Raw genomic sequence first — 17,076 nt, forward strand, 5'->3', positions numbered from 1 at the left:
ATGAGCACTGTGATGCAGGATGGATTCGGGCGGCAGATCGATTATCTGCGGATGTCGGTGACCGATCGTTGTGATTTTCGCTGTGTGTACTGCATGGCCAAGAACATGACTTTCTTGCCGCGTCAGCAGGTGTTGACCCTGGAGGAGTTGCAGCGTCTGGCAACGCTGTTTGTCGGCCAGGGGGTTCGCAAGATTCGCCTGACCGGAGGGGAGCCGTTGATTCGTCCGGGCATCGTTGATCTGTGCCGTCACATTGCCGCTTTGCCGGGTTTGCGTGAGTTGGTGATGACCAGCAATGGTTCACAGTTGCAGCGTTTGTCGCGGTCGCTGGTCGAGGCCGGGGTCAAACGCATGAACATCAGTCTCGACAGTCTGGATGCCGAGCGGTTTCGGGCGATTACCCGAAACGGTGATCTTGATCAGGTGCTGCGCGGTATCGAGACTGCCAGTCGCGCCGGGTTCGAACGGGTCAAGCTCAATTGCGTGGTGATGAAGGGACGCAATTTCGATGAGGTGCTGCCGTTGGTGCAGTTCGCCATTGATCAGGGTATCGATATTACCTTTATCGAAGAGATGCCTTTGGGCGAGGTGGGTCGTTCACGGGGTGAGTCGTTCTGCTCCAGTGAGGAGGTTCGCGGGCTGGTTGCCAGTCGTTATGCCTTGCTCGACAGTGCCGAGAACAGTGGCGGGCCGGCGCGTTATGTACGGTTGGTTGAGCATTCGGATACGCGTATCGGGTTTATTTCGCCTAACAGTCATAATTTCTGCGCCAGTTGCAATCGGGTGCGGATGACGGTGGAAGGGCGGTTGTTGTTGTGCCTGGGTCAGGAGGATTCGTTGGATCTGCGTGGGCTGTTGCGGCGCTATCCGTTGGATGATCAGCCGATTGTGAGTGCGGTGCAGCAGGCGTTGCGTGGGAAGCCGTTACGGCATGATTTCAATCCTGATGGGGAGGTGCAGATTTTGCGGTTCATGAATATGAGTGGCGGGTGAGGGCGTGCGCTTGGCCGGGGTGAAGGACCTGCCCCCACCAGGGGCCCTGCGCTGCGCTTCGGGTCCCCTCGCTGCAGATTGAGATCAAGAGCACAACTGACTGTGCTCTTTTTTTTTGTGTGCGTGGGGAATGGTTTTTTGCTTTCCCCTGGTCTTGACGTCGGTCAATTTTGCGCGGTGCGTTTGCACGTAACCTCCACTGCATATTGTGTTTCTTGGTTTATAAACATCTATATGTAGTGTTTGGAGGGTAGATGCACAGCACGCTGATCAGGGTGGGGAATAACCAGCTGTATAAGCGCGACGGCAGTTTGGTTGCTTTTGATGCCGATAAGATTCGTCAGGCTCTGATTGCTGCCGGGAAGGCTACCGGTGAGTACGCTGAGGTTGAGGTTGATGGGTTGTTGGCGGCGGTGCTGGCGCATCTTGAAAATTTTGCGCAGTTGCATGTCGAGCAAGTACAGGATCGGGTCGAGCGGGTGTTGATGGACGCCGGTTATTTTCTGTCGTTGCGCGCGTACATCGTTTATCGCGAACAGCACGGGCGTTTGCGTCGTGATCGCAAGACGCTGGTCGAAGTCGCAACATCGATGAACGAGTACCTCAACCGCGAGGACTGGCGGGTGCAGGCCAATGCCAATCAGGGCTATTCCCTTGGCGGGCTGGTACTTAATGTGTCCGGCAAGGTCACGGCCAATTACTGGCTCGATGAGGTCTACAGCGAAGCCATCGGCCGCGCACACCGTGAAGCTGACTTGCATGTGCACGACCTGGATATGCTCGCCGGTTATTGCGCGGGCTGGTCGCTGCGTACGCTGTTGCACGAAGGCCTCAATGGTGTGCCCGGGCGCGTCGAGGCTGGTCCGCCCAAGCACTTGAGCAGCGCCCTGGGACAGATGGTCAATTTTCTCGGTACCTTGCAGAACGAGTGGGCCGGGGCGCAGGCGTTCAGTTCCTTCGATACTTACCTGGCACCCTACGTGCGCAAGGATCGACTCGGCTACGAAGAGATCCGCCAGGCCATTCAGGAGTTCATCTACAACCTCAACGTGCCATCGCGTTGGGGCACGCAAACACCGTTTACCAACCTGACGTTCGACTGGGTTTGCCCGGAAGATTTGCGCGAGCAGATTCCGGTGATTGGCGGTGAGGAAATGCCGTTCGCCTACGGTGAGCTACAAGCCGAAATGGACCTGCTCAACCGCGCCTATATCGAAGTGATGCAGGCCGGTGATGCCAAGGGCCGGGTGTTCACCTTTCCTATTCCGACCTACAACATTACCCATGATTTTCCCTGGGACAGCGAGAACGCCGAGCGCTTGTTCGAGATGACTGCGCGCTACGGTTTGCCATATTTCCAGAACTTCCTCAATTCCGACATGCTGCCAAACCAGGTGCGTTCGATGTGCTGCCGCCTGCAACTGGATGTGCGCGAGTTGCTCAAGCGCGGTGGGGGGTTGTTCGGGTCGGCGGAGCAGACCGGTTCGTTGGGGGTGGTGACGATAAATTGCGCGCGCCTGGGTTACTTGTTCAAGGGGGATATCAGCGGGCTGCTGGAGCGTCTCGATACCTTGATGGAATTGGCCATGGAAAGCCTGGAGGTCAAGCGCAAGGTGATCCAGCACCACATGGACGCAGGTCTATACCCCTATACCAAGCGTTACCTGGGCACGTTGCGCAACCACTTCTCTACCATCGGCGTTAACGGCCTGCACGAAATGCTGCGCAACTACAGCGATGACCAGATGGGCCTGCATACCGAGCAAGGTCGGCGTTTTGCCCTCAATCTGCTGGACCACGTGCGCGCCACGCTCGTGCGGTTCCAGGAGGAGAGTGGCCACCTCTACAACCTTGAAGCGACCCCGGCTGAAGGCACGACTTATCGCTTCGCCAAGGAAGACTTCAAGCGTTTTCCCGGCATTCTCCAGGCCGGCAGCCCACAGGCGCCGTACTACACCAACTCCTCGCAACTGCCGGTGGGCTATACCGACGATCCGTTCGAGGCGCTTGAATTGCAGGACGAGCTGCAGTGCAAGTACACCGGCGGCACGGTGCTGCACTTGTACATGGCCGAACGTATTTCATCAGCCCAGGCCTGCAAGCAATTGGTTCGCAATGCACTGGGACGCTTCCGCTTGCCATACCTGACCATTACCCCGACGTTCTCCATCTGCCCGGTGCATGGCTACCTTGATGGCGAACACGAATTTTGCCCCAAGTGTGACGAGGCACTGTTGCTCGCGCAGCAGGACGGCACTGTTCACTGATCCGATCAATTCAACGCAAGGAGCTTCATCATGACTGCACTGCAAACCCTACCTGTGGCACAACGTCAACGCTGCGAAGTCTGGACCCGCGTGATGGGCTATCACCGCCCGGTGTCGGCCTTCAATCCAGGTAAACAGTCCGAGCATCGCGAACGCCAGCACTTTACCGAGTGCTCGGCATCGGCCGGGCGTCAATGACCCGAGCGTTACGGGTCGGGGGCATGGTGCCCCTGACCACCCTCGATTATCCGGGCAAGTTGTCCTGCGTCTTGTTCTGCCAGGGTTGCGCCTGGCGTTGTCGTTACTGCCATAATCCTCAACTGATTGGGCCGCGTGGCGCCGAGGAAGTCCCTTGGCACCAGGTATTGGCGTTCTTGCAGCGCCGGCAGGGCCTGCTCGATGCGGTGGTCTTCAGTGGTGGCGAGGCAACGTTGCAGGACAGCCTGCCGGAGGCAATGGCGCAGGTGCGGCAAATGGGCTTTGGGGTTGGCCTGCACAGTGCAGGTATCAAGCCGCAGGCCTTTGCCCGGGCGCTGTCGGGGGCCGATTGGGTTGGTTTCGACGTCAAGGCCTTGGCCGAAGAGTGCGCATTGATAACCCGCGTGCGCGGCAGTGGTGTGGCCAACTGGCGCAGCCTGGATATGCTGCTGGACAGTGGCGTGGATTACGAATGCCGGACGACGGTGCATTGGGATCTGATCGATCCGGCTCGGCTGTTGACCCTGGCCCAGCGCTTGAAAGAGCGCGGGGTAGAACACTTCGTTGTTCAGCAGGTACGCACCGCGCAGATGCTCGATATGAGCCTGCCGAAGGTATCCATGCAAGCCGCATTGCCTGCGTTATGGGACACCCTCGGCGAGTTGTTTGCACAGTTCGAGGTGCGCGGCTAGGGCTTAGAGCCAACCCCAGAATTGCAGCCACCAGCCATAACCGACGACGCTAATGGCTGCCAGTAAACAGGCGCCTGCTACACCACGTCGGAACAGGGAGGTTTTCTGGCCTGCCAGAAGCTTCCCTCCCAACCAGGCACTCCAGAGCATGGCCGCAATCAACAGCGCGGCCCTGGCAGGTTGCACCCACTCCAGCAACAAGCCTTCATAGCGCAGCAGCTTTACCGTGGTTGCCGACAGGCCGAGAAACAGCCCGGCGCCGCCGAGCGGCGTGAGTGCCAGGCTCAGGGGGCCAAACATTTCAGCTTGGCCGACAAGTCGGGCCGCCAGGCGCAGCAAGAGCCATAGGCCCGTGCCCAGTATCAGCGCACTGGCGCTCAGGTACAGAAGAATGCTGAAGCCATCGAGCCAACTGAAGCTGTCGTTGAGTTGTGGGTAATGGGTCAGCAGCCACCAAGGCGCGTTGTCGTGCAGGGGCCAGAGAATATCGTGCTCCACCAGCCACTGTGCCAGGTATTGCTTGAGAGCGATGAACCACGGGCTGACGGTCCACTGGAATGCACCCATGGCCAGGCCAATGACGCCGAACAGCAACAAGCGGCTGTCCCAGGGAGACGGCGTGTGTGTGATGGAATGAAGAATTTCTTCGTTGCTGGAGCGGGCAATCAGTTGCACCGCACCGCGTTGCCCGCTGCATCGGCCACAGGCGTGGCAGTCGCTGGCGCCCTGCATCCGGCGAATATCCAGGAGCGGGGCACAGTTGGGCGGGGGCAGGCGTGCGGCGGTGTTCTCTTTCCAGCGTTGTTCATCGACGTGAAAGTGTACGGGCGCCAGGCGGGCGAGCAGGGCAAAGACACCACTGACCGGGCACAAGTAGCGGCACCACACCCGCTTGCCGCGGGCAAACAGCAAGCCGACGACAACGGCGGCTACGGTCGATCCTCCGAGTATCAACAGGGCTGCCTGGGCGTAATCGTAAACACTGATGAGCTGGCCATATACGGTGGTCAGGCAGAAGGCCAGGGCGGGCCAACCGCCCCAGCGCACCCAGCGTGGCACACCCATGCCCTTGCCATACTGGCTGGCCCATTCGCTCAAGGAGCCTTCCGGGCACAGCACACCGCACCACAGGCGTCCGAAGAGCACAATCGACAGCAGCACGAAAGGCCACCAGATGCCCCAGAACAGGAACTGGGCGAACAGGGTGAGGTTGTCGAGCATTCGTGCCTGGCTGCCTGGCAAGGGCAGCAGCGCCGGCAGTACCAGCAACAATGCGTAAAACAGCACCACCGCCCATTGCATGACCCGAATCACCCCGGCATGCCGGCGCATGCCGTCACCCAGTTGTTGCAACCAGCGATTGCGTAACCTCAGGCTAGACATGGGCTGGCGCCTGTTCTGCGCTGTACCAGCCAGCAACCCACAGACAACCAATAACCTGCCATTACCAGCAAGGTCAGGGCGCTCGGGCTTGCGCGGTAGCCGGCAAAGCCTGCGAGGAATGCGCCAAAGCCCTGGCTATCGCTAAGAATCCTACTGGTGTCCCAAAGCGCATCGCCAACCAGGGTGTAAGCCATTTCAGGTAAGTCCATGGCCAGCAATTGACCGCTGATACGCTCGACTGCGCTGACCAGCAAGGCTGCAGCGAGCAACAGCAACACAGCCTCGCTCACGCCAAAGAAGCGCCGCCAGGAAATAATCCTGCGACTGCTGTGCAACAGCACGACGGTCAACCCCGACAGCACCAGCCCGGCCATACCGCCGAGGGCAAACTGGCCCAACTGTGCGCCTTGCAGGCGGGCGGCGGCGCCGTAGAGAAACACCACCGTCTCACTGCCTTCGCGGCTCACTGCCAACATGGCGAGCAGCAAGAGTCCGATACCGCCCTGGCGGGCCAGTTGCTGGTCGGCATGGCGTCGCAAATTGTTGTTGAGAGAGCGTGCGTTGCGGCGCATCCAGGCGACCATTTGTACCATCAGCACACTGGCAAACAGCGCCAGACCGGCCTGGAACCACTCACTGGCGGCGCCGCTCATGGCATCACCGGCAAACAGGATCAACAGCGCCAGCATGCCCGAGAGCAACAGGCCCAGTGCGACACCGGCCCAGAGAAACTTGAGCAGACGCTGGCCGCGTTCCTGCTGGCTGACCCAGGCCTGGAGGATGCCGATCACCAGCAGCGCCTCCACGCTTTCGCGCCAGACAATAAACAGTGCTTGATTCATGATGACTCCCTGCACCCAGGCTATTGCGCCTGGATTGCGCCCTCGGGCAGTTGCGGATTGAATTCATCGAAGAAGGGGTAGCGACCGGGCCTCAATGGGTGAATGACGACAAAAGTTGTCACCCCGGGCGACAGGACTTTCTCTACCCGCAGGGGTGTGCTTTCAAATTCGGCCGGACCTTCACCCTGGTTTTTCAGGATAATCTTGAATCGCTGTCCGGCCGGCACCTCCAGCACCGCAGGGGTGAAGTAGCCGTCACGCAATATCAGCTCATAGGTAGGCAGCGGCGCCGCCGCCAGCGAAGTGGTCGCACCGGCCAGAATCAAGCAGGCCAGACGCCGGTGGACGCGGGCCAACCTACTGGGTGCAGAGTGGTCTGAGGGTAGGGTGTTCATTCAATAGCCACCTTTCTTGCCTATGCCGGCGTAAACAAAGGTGTAGTGCAGCTCACAGCGCTCGAACCACGGCTCGACCCCGGTTTCCTTGTCGGTATGGCGACCGAGCGAGGCATGGCCGCTGGGTGGTAATACGGTAAAGGTCAGTTCGTACTTGCCCGGCCCCTGCAATTTGACGTTATCGCCGTAGTGCGGGCCGTCATTGGCGACCATGGCATGGAAGTCACCGCTGATAGGGGTGTCGCTGCCTTGCTTTTTCAAACTGAAGGAGACGTTCAGGTAAGGCACGAAACTGCCTTCCTGAAAGCCTTGGCGGTTATCGGCAGTAGCACGGATGTCGGCTTCCAGGTGCACATCGGATTCGGCGGTAGGGCGCATCATGCCCGCCGGGGCCATTTCGATAGGCTGCAGATACACCGCGCCGACCTCCAGGCCAGGGCACATCTGTGGTTCCCCGATTGGGTATTCCTTGGCCTGGGCCAGGGGGGCGATCAGAAGCAAGGCGAGTGACAGCGAGAAAGGGGTGCGCATGACGACTTCCTGGGTACTGATAAAAGAGGAAGCCAGTCTAGGAAGCTTGCGCGTGAATAATAATGATTATTATCAATTTTTCGCGAAATGGCTGATCAGACTTGATCCATATCAAGGGCAAAACCGCCGATGAGTCATAACGTAGAAGCTCGCCCATAGCCTGTCTGGGGAATCACATGGCCAAGCCCTTTCCTGTCAGTCCTAAGCATCCCGAACGTATCTGCTGGGGCTGTGATCGTTACTGCGCGGCCAGCGCCCTGGCCTGCGGCAACGGCGCTGACCGGACCATGCATCCGGTCGAGATGTTTGGCGAAGACTGGAACGAGCAGGGGGATTTTGGCTTGGGCTTGCCTGACAGTGACAGCGATGCTGCGCAATCGCCAGGCAAACCGCTGGTGTTGCAGGGGCATTGATGGGTGGGTGACACATCGCGCTCCCGAAAATGGTGCTCAGAACACCTGCTGACGCCGGTCCAACTGCTGGTCGACCAACCACTTGCCATGGGCAAGTGAGGCGTGTTGGGCATTTTCCAGGTCTGCCAGATAGGCCATTTTTATCGGAAGCGGTAGACGCCGACTGGTGTGGCCTTCAGGGTCGGTAATCAGGCAACCGCCCGCGAACGGCGTAGGAATGCCGTCGTGGGTTTCGACACTGGCGGTAATGGTGTGATTGCGGTGCACGCATTGAAGGGTTTTCATCGTCCTGACCTCGCTGCTGGGTATCGTTAGCTCGTGGTGATTAAACGCTCCTCGTTCAAGATGCAGGCTAGGCTGCTCTTTCGGGTATACCACAGCAGCGGCCCAGCCTGACCTGGGCCGACGAACGTAGGGCTTCAGCGAAAAGCCGGTACTACTTCGTTGATGAACAGCGCCAGAGACTTTTTCTTCTCGGCATGCGGCAGGCTGTTGTCGCACCAGAAACTGAACTCATCCACGCCGAGTTCCTGGTAGTAGCGAATGCGCGCAATGATTTCCTCGGGTGTGCCGATCATGGTGTTCTTGCGAATGTTCTCCAGCTCGAATTCTGGGCGCTCCTTGAATTTATCTTCAGGGCTCGGCGCCAGGAAGCCGTTGACCGGCACTTGTTTGTTGCCAAACCAGGCATCGAAGGTGCGGTAGAAGCGGGAAATTGCCTGGGCGCCGACTTTCCAGCCATCGCTGTCGTCTGCACTGTGGACGTGAGTGTGACGTAGCACCATCAACTGCGGACGCGGTACATCGGGGTTATTGGCCAGTGCTGCTTGAAATTTGTTTTTCAGATCCAGTACTTCTTCGTCACCCTTCATCAGCGGTGTGACCATCACATTGCAGCCGTTTTTGACCGCAAAGTTGTGCGAGTCCGGGTCGCGGGCGGCAATCCACATCGGCGGCATGGGTTTCTGGATCGGCTTGGGTACACAGGTTGAGGTCGGGAACTTCCAGATGTCACCGTCGTGGGTATAGTCACCCTGCCACAAGGCACGCACCACTGGCACCATCTCGCGCAGTGCCTGTCCACCCTCGGAGGCCGGCATGCCGGCAGCCATGCGATCGAACTCGAACTGATAGGCGCCGCGGGCCAGGCCCACTTCCATTCGCCCGTTGCTGATCACATCCAGCAGGGCGCATTCGCCGGCCACTCGCAGGGGGTGCCAGAACGGCGCAATGATTGTGCCTGCGCCCAGGTGAATCGTGGTTGTACGTGCGGCCAGGTAGGACAGCAGCGGCATCGGACTTGGCGAGATGGTGTATTCCATGGCGTGGTGTTCGCCGATCCACACGGTACTGAAACCGCCGTCTTCGGCCATCAGGGTCAGTTCGGTCAGGTCTTCGAACAGCTGGCGATGGCTGACCTGTTCATCCCAACGTTCCATGTGTACGAACAACGAAAATTTCATGACGCATTCCTCAGATCTTGTTGTAGGTCGCCTGTCGGATCAGGCGGCATGACTCTCGACCTGCGCCTGGCGCCTGTCGTAGAAATAGTGTCAGGCAAATGCGGGCAGCGCTGCCATTTTGCCGCGGCAGTACACCAGAGGGCTGGGTGCCTGCTCGGGAACGATGAGGTTCTTGACTGCGCCCACCATGATGGCGTGATCACCGCCTTCATATTCGCGCCACAGTTCGCATTCGATGATTGCCGTGGCGTTTGCCAGCAGGGGGTTGCCCAGTGCGCTGAGGGTCCATTCGATGCCTTCGGCTTTGTCTTTGCCCTTGCGCGCAAAAGCATAGGCTTCGGCTTGTTGGGCGCCCGAGAGCAGATGAATGGCAAAACGCTTGTTGCGGATCAGCACCGGGTAGGAATCGGAGCTGTAGTTGGGGCAGAACAGCACCAGTGGCGGGTCCATGGAAAGCGAACTGAAGGCGCTTGCCGTTAAACCAACGATTTGGCCGTCGTCGTCCAGTGTGGTGATGACAGTGACGCCGGAGGGAAAGGAGCCCAGGACGTTTTTATAGACAGTTGCGTCGATCATGGTGTGTTCCTCGGAGCGCGGCGTCGGGCCGCTGTTCTTGTCTTGTGTGTCTGATGGTATACCGTAATATCTAGATTGCAAGTGTAATTTTCACACGGAGTGTCCACCCGATGAATGGGTGAAACCACCGTGTTTGCTGGGCTAAATGCCATATGGGACGGTTTTTAGCTGGCCGGAAAACAGATCAGTTGCAGCTAAAAGTGGCGGCTCAGCCTTGTGCAAATGTTGGAATACCATAATATGGTGTTCAGCTGAGAGGCCGCTTTGAGCACTCCGCGGCGGTTTCCTACAAAGATAAAAACAGAACCTTTCGAGCGTATTGCCCATGTCCCAGCCGTCTTCGCAACACCAGTTGATCGAAAACCATACGGTCGATTACGTACCGCCCGCCGAACGCCATGGGAAGGCGCGAGACCTGTTCACTTTGTGGTTCAGCACCAACATCGCACCTTTGCCGATTGTCACCGGTGCCATGGTGGTGCAGGTGTTTCACCTGAATCTGTTCTGGGGAATGCTGGCGATTGCCCTCGGGCACTTGCTTGGGGGCGTGGTGATTGCCCTGGCGTCGGCCCAGGGGCCGCAAATGGGCATTCCGCAAATGGTCCAGAGCCGCGGCCAGTTCGGTCGTTACGGTGCGTTGTTGATTGTGTTCTTTGCCGCGATCATCTACGTCGGCTTCTTTATTTCCAACATCGTCCTGGCCGGCAAGTCGATCCACGGCATTGCGCCAAGTGTGCCGATGCCGGCGGCGATCATCCTCGGCGCCTTGAGCGCCACCGCGATTGGCGTGATTGGTTATCGCTTCATCCATACCCTCAACCGCATCGGTACCTGGGTGATGGGCAGTGCATTGCTGGCGGGCTTCGTGATGATGTTCGCCCAGGAACTGCCTGCTGACTTCTACACCCGCGGCGGCTTCAACCTCTCCGGTTGGATTGCCACCCTGTCACTGGGGGTTATCTGGCAAATCAGCTTTTCGCCTTACGTTTCCGATTACTCGCGCTATCTGCCGCGGGAAGTCGGGATTGCCCGGCCATTCTGGGCCACTTATTTTGGTGCCACGCTGGGTACTATCCTGTCATTCAGCTTTGGCGCGGTAGCGGTGCTGGCGGTACCGGAAGGTACTGAGGCAATGGCTGCGGTGGAGCAGGCTACCGGCTGGCTGGGGCCGGTGTTGATGGTGTTGTTCTTGCTCAACATCATCAGTCATAACGCCCTGAACCTCTATGGTGCTGTGCTTTCGATCGTTACCTCGATCCAGACCTTTGCCAGCGCCTGGACACCCAGTATCAACGTGCGAGTGGTGTTGGCCAGTGTGATTCTGCTCGGCTGCTGCCTGGTTGCCTTGAGCGCCTCGGCAGACTTCATTTCCCACTTCATCGGCCTGATTCTGGCATTGCTGCTGGTGCTCGTGCCGTGGGCGTCGATCAACCTGATCGATTTCTACCTGATCAAACGTGGTTGCTACGACATTGCCTCAATATTCAGTGCTGATGGCGGCATCTATGGGCGTTTCAATGCCCACGCGATCATCGCTTACGCGTGCGGCATTCTTGTGCAGTTGCCGTTTGCCAACACTTCCTTGTATGTGGGGCCTTACGCCAATCTTGTCGACGGGGCGGACCTGTCCTGGCTGGTAGGATTGTTGGTGACGTGTCCGCTGTACTATTGCCTGGCCACCCGCGAGCAGGCGCGGGGCCTCAGTGGCCTTTGGACGGGCAGCGGTCGGTAGTGGGGTGGATGTAGGCAAGAAGTGCAAGGAGGGCGGCTTTGCAGCCAATCGCGGAGCAAGCTGCTCCGCGATCGACTCCGCACCGGCTAACCACTGATCAGTGGTTCAGAACTCGGTAGGCTGGATGATCTCGACCCAGTAGTCGTCCGGGTCCTTGATGAATGCCAGGTGCTTCATGCGGCCGTCGCTCAGGCGTTTCTGGAAGGTGACGCCCAGTTGCTCGAAACGTTCGCAGGCGGCGCGGATATCCGGCACCGAGATGCAGATATGGCCAAAGCCACGTGGATCGGTGTTGCCATTGTGGTAGGCAAAATCAGGATCGTTTTCGCTGCCGTGGTTATGGGTCAGTTCGAGGATGCCGGGGATCGACTTCATCCACTCTGTGCGCTTGCCAGCATCGGCAGGGATCTGTGCCTTGTCGACCAGGGCGAGGAAGTACAGGCTGAACTCGGCCTCAGGGAAATCGCGTTTTTCCACCAGGCTGAAACCCAGGACGCGTGTGTAGAAGTCCAGGGACTTGGCAACGTCCTTGACGCGCAGCATGGTGTGGTTGAAAACGAAATTCTGGGTCGCGGCATCCGGTTGCGCGGTAACACCCGCAAGGGTGTCGAGATGGTTCAGGCTCATGGGCACTCCGCTTGAAGAGGCTGGCAGCGTTTGTGCCAGCAAAACAGTCAGGGCCACATGATACGGAAGTGAAGCGATTGCGCAAACCAATTGCGCCCCGCCTTTAGGGGGCGGGGCGCAAGAATTAGAAGCCCGCCGAGGCGGGCGTATGGGGCGCTAGTCCGTTAGCAGTCTTCATCCTGAGTCAATGGATGTGAAAAAAGTGTGAAGAATGCTTTCACGAACGTAACCAGCTGTCGACGGTTTGCGCGCCGTACTGTTCCTTCCATGCTTTAAGGCCGCGGTGGTTACCACCTTTGGTTTCGATCAGCTCGCCGGTGTGCGGGTTTTCGTACACTTTAACCACCCGCGCACGACGCGTTCTAGGAGCGGCTACCGCACTTTTTGCCCCGGCTTTGGGGTCTAGAATGGAAATGATGTCGCGCAGGTTTTTACCGTAGCTACCCATCAGGTCGACAAGTTTGCGCTCAAACTCGATTTCGCGTTTGAGGCCGGCGTCCTTTTTCAGTGCTTCCAATTGCGCCATCTTTTCTTTTAGCGCTTTTTCGGCTGCACGGAACTCTGCAAGTCTGGACACAATCATTACTCCTTTATGTCTGCAGTGGCGCGGCATGGGCAAAATCAAGAAATAGTCTTAATGAGGCCGCTTGCACTGGGGTGGGGAATCATCACACTAATAATGAGTGTAGTAGTCCATTGGCAGCCGGTAAACAAGGGAAATATTCTGAAGCTTGCGCGGAACTTTCTTACTTGCCTGCGCGGTAATACCAAATAACTAGTCAATTACCCGTCGCTATCTTGGACAAAGGTCCAATGGCGCGTGCTAGAGCGGTTTGAGACTATTCGCGATTGGCCTTGAGCTTTGCGGCGGCGGATCTAGTGCCGGTGCCCGCAAGGTTTGCGGCTGTTTTGTCATCCATTCTTTCGGATTTTGCATTCCATGTTTGCCCCCTTTCCCCTTGCACCCGGGCGCGGCCTTGCTGGCCTGCTCGCAATGTTAACTGCCGCTTCCACTCAGGCTGCCGGCTTTCTTGAAGACAGCAGCGCCAAAGTCGAAGCGCGTAATGTCTATTTCAATCGAGACTTTCGCGATGGACATGTCAGTTCCAGCCAGGGCGCCTCGAAACGCGAAGAATGGGCGCAGGGATTTATTCTTAATGTGCAGTCCGGTTATACCCAGGGACCTGTGGGCTTCGGTGTCGATGCCCTGGGCATGCTCGGGATCAAACTCGACTCCAGTCCGGCTGACAGCAACAGTGGCTTGATGCCGTCAAGCGGCAATGACCCGCGCGGGTCGGTGGACCAATACGCAAAACTCGGTGTCGCCGGCAAAATGCGCTATTCCAGGACAGTGCTCAAATACGGCTCGATGCTGCCGGACATGCCGCTGCTCAAGTACAACGACGGCCGCTTGCTGCCAACCATGTTCCAGGGCGCGATGCTTACCTCCGAGGAAATCAATAACCTCAAGTTCAGTGTCGCGCGCCTGGATAAGTACACCGCGCGGGACTCAACCGACCGCCAGGACATTCGTGTCCACTGCAAGAACAAGCGTTATGCCTGCAACGTCAGTGCCGATCATTTCGATATGGCCGGTGTCGACTACAGGTTCAACGAACGGTTAAGCGCGCAGTATCAGGTCGCCAAGCTGGAAAACATCTATCGCCAGCACTTTTTGGGTGTGCTCGCCAGCCAGCCATTGAGCGTTGGCACGTTATCGGCCGATCTGCGTCTGATCAAAAGTGATGATATCGGCAATGCCCGCGCGGGTGAGATCGAACATCGCGCCTTCAGCGGCATGCTTGGCTATAGCCTGGGTGGGCACAAGATCAGCGCCGGCTGGCAGCGCATGTATGGCGAAAATGCCATGCCTTATCTCGATGGCAGCAACCCTTACTTGGTCAACTATGCCCAGGTCAACGACTTTGCCGCTGCCCAGGAACGCTCCTGGCAGTTGCGTTATGACTATGACTTCAAGGCTATCGGTGTACCGGGCTTGAGCTTCCTGACCCGTTACATCAACGGTGACCATATCAAGGTGCCCGGCAGCCAGGCTGAGGGCAAGGAGTGGGAGCGCGACAGCGAACTCAAGTATCAAGTGCAAAGCGGCACCTTCAAGGATGTCAGTGTTCGCCTGCGCAACTCTACCTATCGCAGCAACTATGAGAAATGGGCTCGGGATATGGATGAAACCCGGGTCATTGTCAGTTACAACTTCTCGATCTGGTAAGCAGCGCATTGCCACTGCCCCTCGGTCAGTCGACAATGGCGATTGGCCGAGCCGTGGAATGCACTGTGATGAAGACGCTGCTGTTGATTGGAATCGGGCCGGGCAATCCGCGTCAGATAACCCTTGAGGCTATCGACGCAATGAACCGGGCGCAGGTTTTTTTCGTGCTCGACAAGGGCCAGGTCAAGGACGAACTGCTGCAACTGCGCAAGAACATCCTTGAGCGCTATGTGCAGCACGGGGACTATCGCCTGGTGCAAGTTGAGGATCCACAGCGTGATGGCAGCGCCAGCGACTATGTCGGTGCCGTGCAGGACTGGCATCACAAGCGCGCCGCGCTCTATGCGCAGTTGATCGACAATGAGTTGGCCGCGGGTGAGTGCGGGGCATTCCTGCTCTGGGGCGAACCGACACTGTACGACAGTACGCTGCGCATTCTAGACCTGGTGCAGCAAGGTGGTGTCGACATCGAACTGCAAGTCATTCCGGGGATCAGTAGCGTGCAGGCCCTGGCTGCAGGTCATCGAATCGGCCTTAATCGTATTGGTGAGCCGCTGACCGTGTTGCCGGGCCGGCGTCTTGCTGAGCAGGCGCAGATCGACAACCTGGTAGTGATGCTCGATGGCCAATGCGCATTTGCTGCATTGGATGATCCAGACTTGCTTATCTATTGGGGCGCCTACCTCGGAACGGCCGACCAGATACTGATTGCCGGGCCGTTGCGCGAGGTTCGCGAGCAGATTCTTGAGCAGCGCGAGCAGGCGCGCGCGCGCAAGGGTTGGATCATGGACACTTATCTGCTGCGTCGACCGCTGTAGCAAGACGGTTCTTCGCCTCGATCCATTGCGCCATGTACTGGGTACTTTTGTGCTGGTGGTGACGCAGCATGGCGCCAGTAAAGTTGAACAAGCGGTGTTGGTCCAGATCGCCCAGGGCGTATTCGATACGTTCGACCAGGGCGGTGCTGTGCTGGCGGCGATCATAACGAGCCTTGAGCAGTTGCAGCCCCTGTTGCTGTGCCTGTTGCCAGCGGGCTTCGTCGTTGTAAAGTTGCACGGCGGCTTCGGCCAGGCCTTCGCCGGTGCCGGCCACGGCACCTGGCCAGGGCAGGGCGCCGTGCATGGCTTCGGCGCCGATGGGGGTGGTCACGCTGGGCGTGCCGCAGAGCATGGCGTCAGTCAGTTTACCTTTGATGCCGGCACCAAAGCGCAGCGGCGCCAGGCAGATACGCGCATTGCCCATTACTTCCAGGGCGTCTTCGGCCCAGTTCATGATGTGAAAACCTTCGCCAGGTTTGTGCAGCGCTGTGGCTTTGGGCGGCGTGTAGGCGCCGTAGATGCGCAATTGCGCCTTGGGCAGGTGGCGGCGGATGATCGGCCACAGGGTATTCTTCATCCACAGTACGGCATCCCAGTTAGGGGCGTGGCGGAAGTTGCCAATGGTGAGGAAGTCGGCACGCTCGGCATAAGGCTTGAAGGGTTCGCTGGGCACATCGACCATAAGCGGACACCAGTGCAAGAGATGCTCGGGAACACCAAAGCCATTGATGAGCAGGTCGATTTCGACATCGGAGATCATCAGGCTCAAGTCGCTACGGTAGATGGCCGCCAGTTCCCGCAGTGTCAGGTCAGCGCCAGCCATCTGTCGATACAGGTCGGGGCCGGAGGTGGCGAACAGTTCGCGAAAGTCGTTGGGGTCCAGCCCTTCGATCAGACGGCGGCGCAACAGTTGCTGGCGGGCATCGCGCAGGCTTTGCAGATCTGAGGTTTCCAGCACGCGCAAGGCATTGGGGCAGTGCTTTTCCACACGCCAGCCGAATTGCTCTTCCATCATGAAACGATCGAACAGCACGACATCCGGGGCCAGTTCACTGACGAAGTGGTCGAAACTGCTGTCGTTGAGCGTGATGGCTTGCTCGGCGATACCCAGCTCGACAAGGTTCGCCTTGTGCTCGCCGATTGCTGCCGGGCTGCTGAACGTCACCTGCCAGCCACGCTGCACAAAACTTTCGAGGATTTGCATCATGTGCCCGCCGGCAGCCGAAGAGCGCGGTTCGGGCCAGACGTAGCCGATGACCAGGACGTTGAGCGTGGGCTTGAGCATGAGCGAGGGTAGCCTTGGAAAAAGCACCCATTCTACAACGAATCGTCGGTTTCCACGGCCGCCAGGATATGTTTTACCTTGTCACGCAACGTATCGATTCCGAAGGGTTTGCTGATCATGTACATACCACTCGGTATCTGGCTGGAATCCCCTAGGCCGCTGGCGAACAGAATGGGCAGCAGAGGCCTCGCCTCCCGTGCTTTGGCTGCCAGGTCCTTGCCGCTCATGCCAGGCAGGCCGATGTCGGTCATCATCAGCGCCAGTGTCTGGGTCGGGTCCTGAATTATTTTCAGGGCCGCTTCACCATCCTGAGCGACGATGACTGTGTAATCCAGCGCCTCCAGCACATCGGCGATCAACGCGCGCACGGTTGCGTCATCCTCTACAACCAGCAGGGGTGTGGGAGATGGGGGCATGAGCAAGGTCCTGTATAAGTGTTTGTTTCTATTCTGTATGCCGGGTTCGGGGATAAGTTCCCGATTTGTTGTGCAGAATAGCGATTTGCGCAAAAAACAGGGAACGATTGCTACAGAGCACTCTCAAATGCTGGCTAAATGCCCTGTCGAAAATGACAAAGCTGTTTAGACTTGGGGTGGAAAGTAGACTATTTACTCGGATAATCCGCCGTACT

General features: G+C 58.2%; 17 protein-coding genes and 1 pseudogene. 7 read left to right on the forward strand and 11 right to left on the reverse strand.

Annotated elements, in window-relative coordinates:
* The 3 genes and pseudogenes from moaA (at position 1) to H8F21_RS19450 (ending at position 4,150) form a co-directional block, all read left to right on the forward strand.
* Positions 1-993, forward strand: a complete 993-nt coding sequence (gene moaA, locus H8F21_RS19435; RefSeq protein WP_203478439.1) for a GTP 3',8-cyclase MoaA — start codon at positions 1-3, stop codon at positions 991-993.
* Between the two features lie 254 nt (positions 994-1,247).
* A pseudogene (locus tag H8F21_RS19440) lies at positions 1,248-3,458 on the forward strand (ribonucleoside triphosphate reductase).
* Positions 3,455-4,150 carry an anaerobic ribonucleoside-triphosphate reductase activating protein gene (locus H8F21_RS19450; protein ID WP_236043114.1) on the forward strand — a complete coding sequence of 232 codons (696 nt, stop codon included), beginning with the start codon at positions 3,455-3,457 and terminating at the stop codon, positions 4,148-4,150. The pseudogene H8F21_RS19440 and the gene H8F21_RS19450 overlap by 4 nt, the downstream one beginning before the upstream one ends.
* A 3-nt stretch (positions 4,151-4,153) precedes the next feature.
* Here the strand turns inward: H8F21_RS19450 and H8F21_RS19455 are convergent, their stop codons facing one another.
* From H8F21_RS19455 to H8F21_RS19470, 4 genes are read right to left on the reverse strand one after another with little or no spacing between them, the layout of a single operon-like run.
* Positions 4,154-5,533 (reverse strand): 4Fe-4S binding protein, encoded by a 1,380-nt coding sequence (locus H8F21_RS19455; protein ID WP_203478435.1) that lies wholly within the window; start codon positions 5,531-5,533, stop codon positions 4,154-4,156.
* A complete protein-coding gene (locus tag H8F21_RS19460) occupies positions 5,521-6,375 on the reverse strand; it encodes an FTR1 family iron permease (RefSeq protein WP_203585161.1) in 855 nt (284 codons plus the stop codon). Before H8F21_RS19460 ends, H8F21_RS19455 begins: the two co-directional genes overlap by 13 nt.
* A 20-nt stretch (positions 6,376-6,395) precedes the next feature.
* Positions 6,396-6,770, reverse strand: a complete 375-nt coding sequence (locus tag H8F21_RS19465) for a cupredoxin domain-containing protein (protein ID WP_203478431.1) — start codon at positions 6,768-6,770, stop codon at positions 6,396-6,398.
* Positions 6,771-7,301, reverse strand: coding sequence for an iron transporter (locus H8F21_RS19470; protein WP_203478429.1), 531 nt, complete (start codon positions 7,299-7,301; stop codon positions 6,771-6,773).
* A 176-nt stretch (positions 7,302-7,477) separates the two neighbouring features.
* Between H8F21_RS19470 and H8F21_RS19475 the strand changes: the two genes are divergently transcribed.
* Positions 7,478-7,714, forward strand: a complete 237-nt coding sequence (locus tag H8F21_RS19475; protein WP_203478428.1) for a DUF3079 domain-containing protein — start codon at positions 7,478-7,480, stop codon at positions 7,712-7,714.
* 36 nt (positions 7,715-7,750) lie between these two features.
* On the opposite strand, the gene H8F21_RS19480 is transcribed toward H8F21_RS19475, so the two are convergent.
* From H8F21_RS19480 to H8F21_RS19490, 3 genes are all read right to left on the reverse strand, one after another.
* Positions 7,751-7,999, reverse strand: coding sequence for a hypothetical protein (locus tag H8F21_RS19480; protein WP_203478427.1), 249 nt, complete (start codon positions 7,997-7,999; stop codon positions 7,751-7,753).
* A gap of 134 nt (positions 8,000-8,133) precedes the next feature.
* Positions 8,134-9,177 carry an LLM class flavin-dependent oxidoreductase gene (locus H8F21_RS19485; protein WP_203478426.1) on the reverse strand — a complete coding sequence of 348 codons (1,044 nt, stop codon included), beginning with the start codon at positions 9,175-9,177 and terminating at the stop codon, positions 8,134-8,136.
* Positions 9,178-9,267: 90 nt separating this feature from the next.
* Positions 9,268-9,753 carry a flavin reductase family protein gene (locus H8F21_RS19490; protein WP_203478425.1) on the reverse strand — a complete coding sequence of 162 codons (486 nt, stop codon included), beginning with the start codon at positions 9,751-9,753 and terminating at the stop codon, positions 9,268-9,270.
* Between the two features lie 325 nt (positions 9,754-10,078).
* Here H8F21_RS19490 and H8F21_RS19495 point away from each other — a divergent pair, with 325 nt between their 5' ends.
* Entirely contained in the window at positions 10,079-11,485 is a 1,407-nt protein-coding gene (locus H8F21_RS19495) for a purine-cytosine permease family protein (protein WP_203585162.1), read from the forward strand.
* A 105-nt stretch (positions 11,486-11,590) separates the two neighbouring features.
* On the opposite strand, the gene gloA is transcribed toward H8F21_RS19495, so the two are convergent.
* Both gloA and H8F21_RS19505 read right to left on the reverse strand, forming a co-directional pair.
* Positions 11,591-12,112 (reverse strand): lactoylglutathione lyase, encoded by a 522-nt coding sequence (gene gloA, locus H8F21_RS19500; RefSeq protein WP_136475703.1) that lies wholly within the window; start codon positions 12,110-12,112, stop codon positions 11,591-11,593.
* A 217-nt stretch (positions 12,113-12,329) separates the two neighbouring features.
* Entirely contained in the window at positions 12,330-12,689 is a 360-nt protein-coding gene (locus H8F21_RS19505; RefSeq protein WP_203585168.1) for a histone-like nucleoid-structuring protein, MvaT/MvaU family, read from the reverse strand.
* Positions 12,690-13,052: 363 nt separating this feature from the next.
* Here H8F21_RS19505 and H8F21_RS19510 point away from each other — a divergent pair, with 363 nt between their 5' ends.
* Both H8F21_RS19510 and cobF read left to right on the forward strand, forming a co-directional pair.
* A complete protein-coding gene (locus H8F21_RS19510) occupies positions 13,053-14,342 on the forward strand; it encodes an OprD family porin (RefSeq protein ID WP_203478424.1) in 1,290 nt (429 codons plus the stop codon).
* Positions 14,343-14,410: 68 nt separating this feature from the next.
* Entirely contained in the window at positions 14,411-15,160 is a 750-nt protein-coding gene (cobF, locus tag H8F21_RS19515; protein WP_203478626.1) for a precorrin-6A synthase (deacetylating), read from the forward strand.
* Here the strand turns inward: cobF and H8F21_RS19520 are convergent.
* A complete protein-coding gene (locus H8F21_RS19520; protein WP_203478422.1) occupies positions 15,126-16,445 on the reverse strand; it encodes a glycosyltransferase in 1,320 nt (439 codons plus the stop codon). The two genes, cobF and H8F21_RS19520, sit on opposite strands and share 35 nt — an antisense overlap.
* A gap of 32 nt (positions 16,446-16,477) precedes the next feature.
* Positions 16,478-16,861, reverse strand: a complete 384-nt coding sequence (locus H8F21_RS19525) for a response regulator (protein WP_203478420.1) — start codon at positions 16,859-16,861, stop codon at positions 16,478-16,480.
* Positions 16,862-17,076 lie beyond the last annotated feature (215 nt).

This window comes from Pseudomonas arcuscaelestis (assembly GCF_016881005.1).
Lineage (GTDB): Bacteria > Pseudomonadota > Gammaproteobacteria > Pseudomonadales > Pseudomonadaceae > Aquipseudomonas > Aquipseudomonas arcuscaelestis.

Excerpts from the sequence above, each read along its gene's own strand:
- H8F21_RS19490 (WP_203478425.1), bottom strand. The coding sequence starts at position 9,753 with ATGATCGACGCAACTGTCTATAAAAACGTCCTGGGCTCCTTTCCCTCC.
- H8F21_RS19455 (WP_203478435.1), bottom strand. The coding sequence starts at position 5,533 with ATGTCTAGCCTGAGGTTACGCAATCGCTGGTTGCAACAACTGGGTGAC.
- gloA (WP_136475703.1), bottom strand. The coding sequence starts at position 12,112 with ATGAGCCTGAACCATCTCGACACCCTTGCGGGTGTTACCGCGCAACCG.
- moaA (WP_203478439.1), top strand. The coding sequence starts at position 1 with ATGAGCACTGTGATGCAGGATGGATTCGGGCGGCAGATCGATTATCTG.
- H8F21_RS19485 (WP_203478426.1), bottom strand. The coding sequence starts at position 9,177 with ATGAAATTTTCGTTGTTCGTACACATGGAACGTTGGGATGAACAGGTC.
- H8F21_RS19450 (WP_236043114.1), top strand. The coding sequence starts at position 3,455 with ATGACCCGAGCGTTACGGGTCGGGGGCATGGTGCCCCTGACCACCCTC.
- H8F21_RS19465 (WP_203478431.1), bottom strand. The coding sequence starts at position 6,770 with ATGAACACCCTACCCTCAGACCACTCTGCACCCAGTAGGTTGGCCCGC.
- H8F21_RS19470 (WP_203478429.1), bottom strand. The coding sequence starts at position 7,301 with ATGCGCACCCCTTTCTCGCTGTCACTCGCCTTGCTTCTGATCGCCCCC.
- H8F21_RS19520 (WP_203478422.1), bottom strand. The coding sequence starts at position 16,445 with ATGCTCAAGCCCACGCTCAACGTCCTGGTCATCGGCTACGTCTGGCCC.
- H8F21_RS19525 (WP_203478420.1), bottom strand. The coding sequence starts at position 16,861 with ATGCCCCCATCTCCCACACCCCTGCTGGTTGTAGAGGATGACGCAACC.
- H8F21_RS19495 (WP_203585162.1), top strand. The coding sequence starts at position 10,079 with ATGTCCCAGCCGTCTTCGCAACACCAGTTGATCGAAAACCATACGGTC.
- H8F21_RS19480 (WP_203478427.1), bottom strand. The coding sequence starts at position 7,999 with ATGAAAACCCTTCAATGCGTGCACCGCAATCACACCATTACCGCCAGT.
- H8F21_RS19475 (WP_203478428.1), top strand. The coding sequence starts at position 7,478 with ATGGCCAAGCCCTTTCCTGTCAGTCCTAAGCATCCCGAACGTATCTGC.
- cobF (WP_203478626.1), top strand. The coding sequence starts at position 14,411 with ATGAAGACGCTGCTGTTGATTGGAATCGGGCCGGGCAATCCGCGTCAG.
- H8F21_RS19510 (WP_203478424.1), top strand. The coding sequence starts at position 13,053 with ATGTTTGCCCCCTTTCCCCTTGCACCCGGGCGCGGCCTTGCTGGCCTG.
- H8F21_RS19460 (WP_203585161.1), bottom strand. The coding sequence starts at position 6,375 with ATGAATCAAGCACTGTTTATTGTCTGGCGCGAAAGCGTGGAGGCGCTG.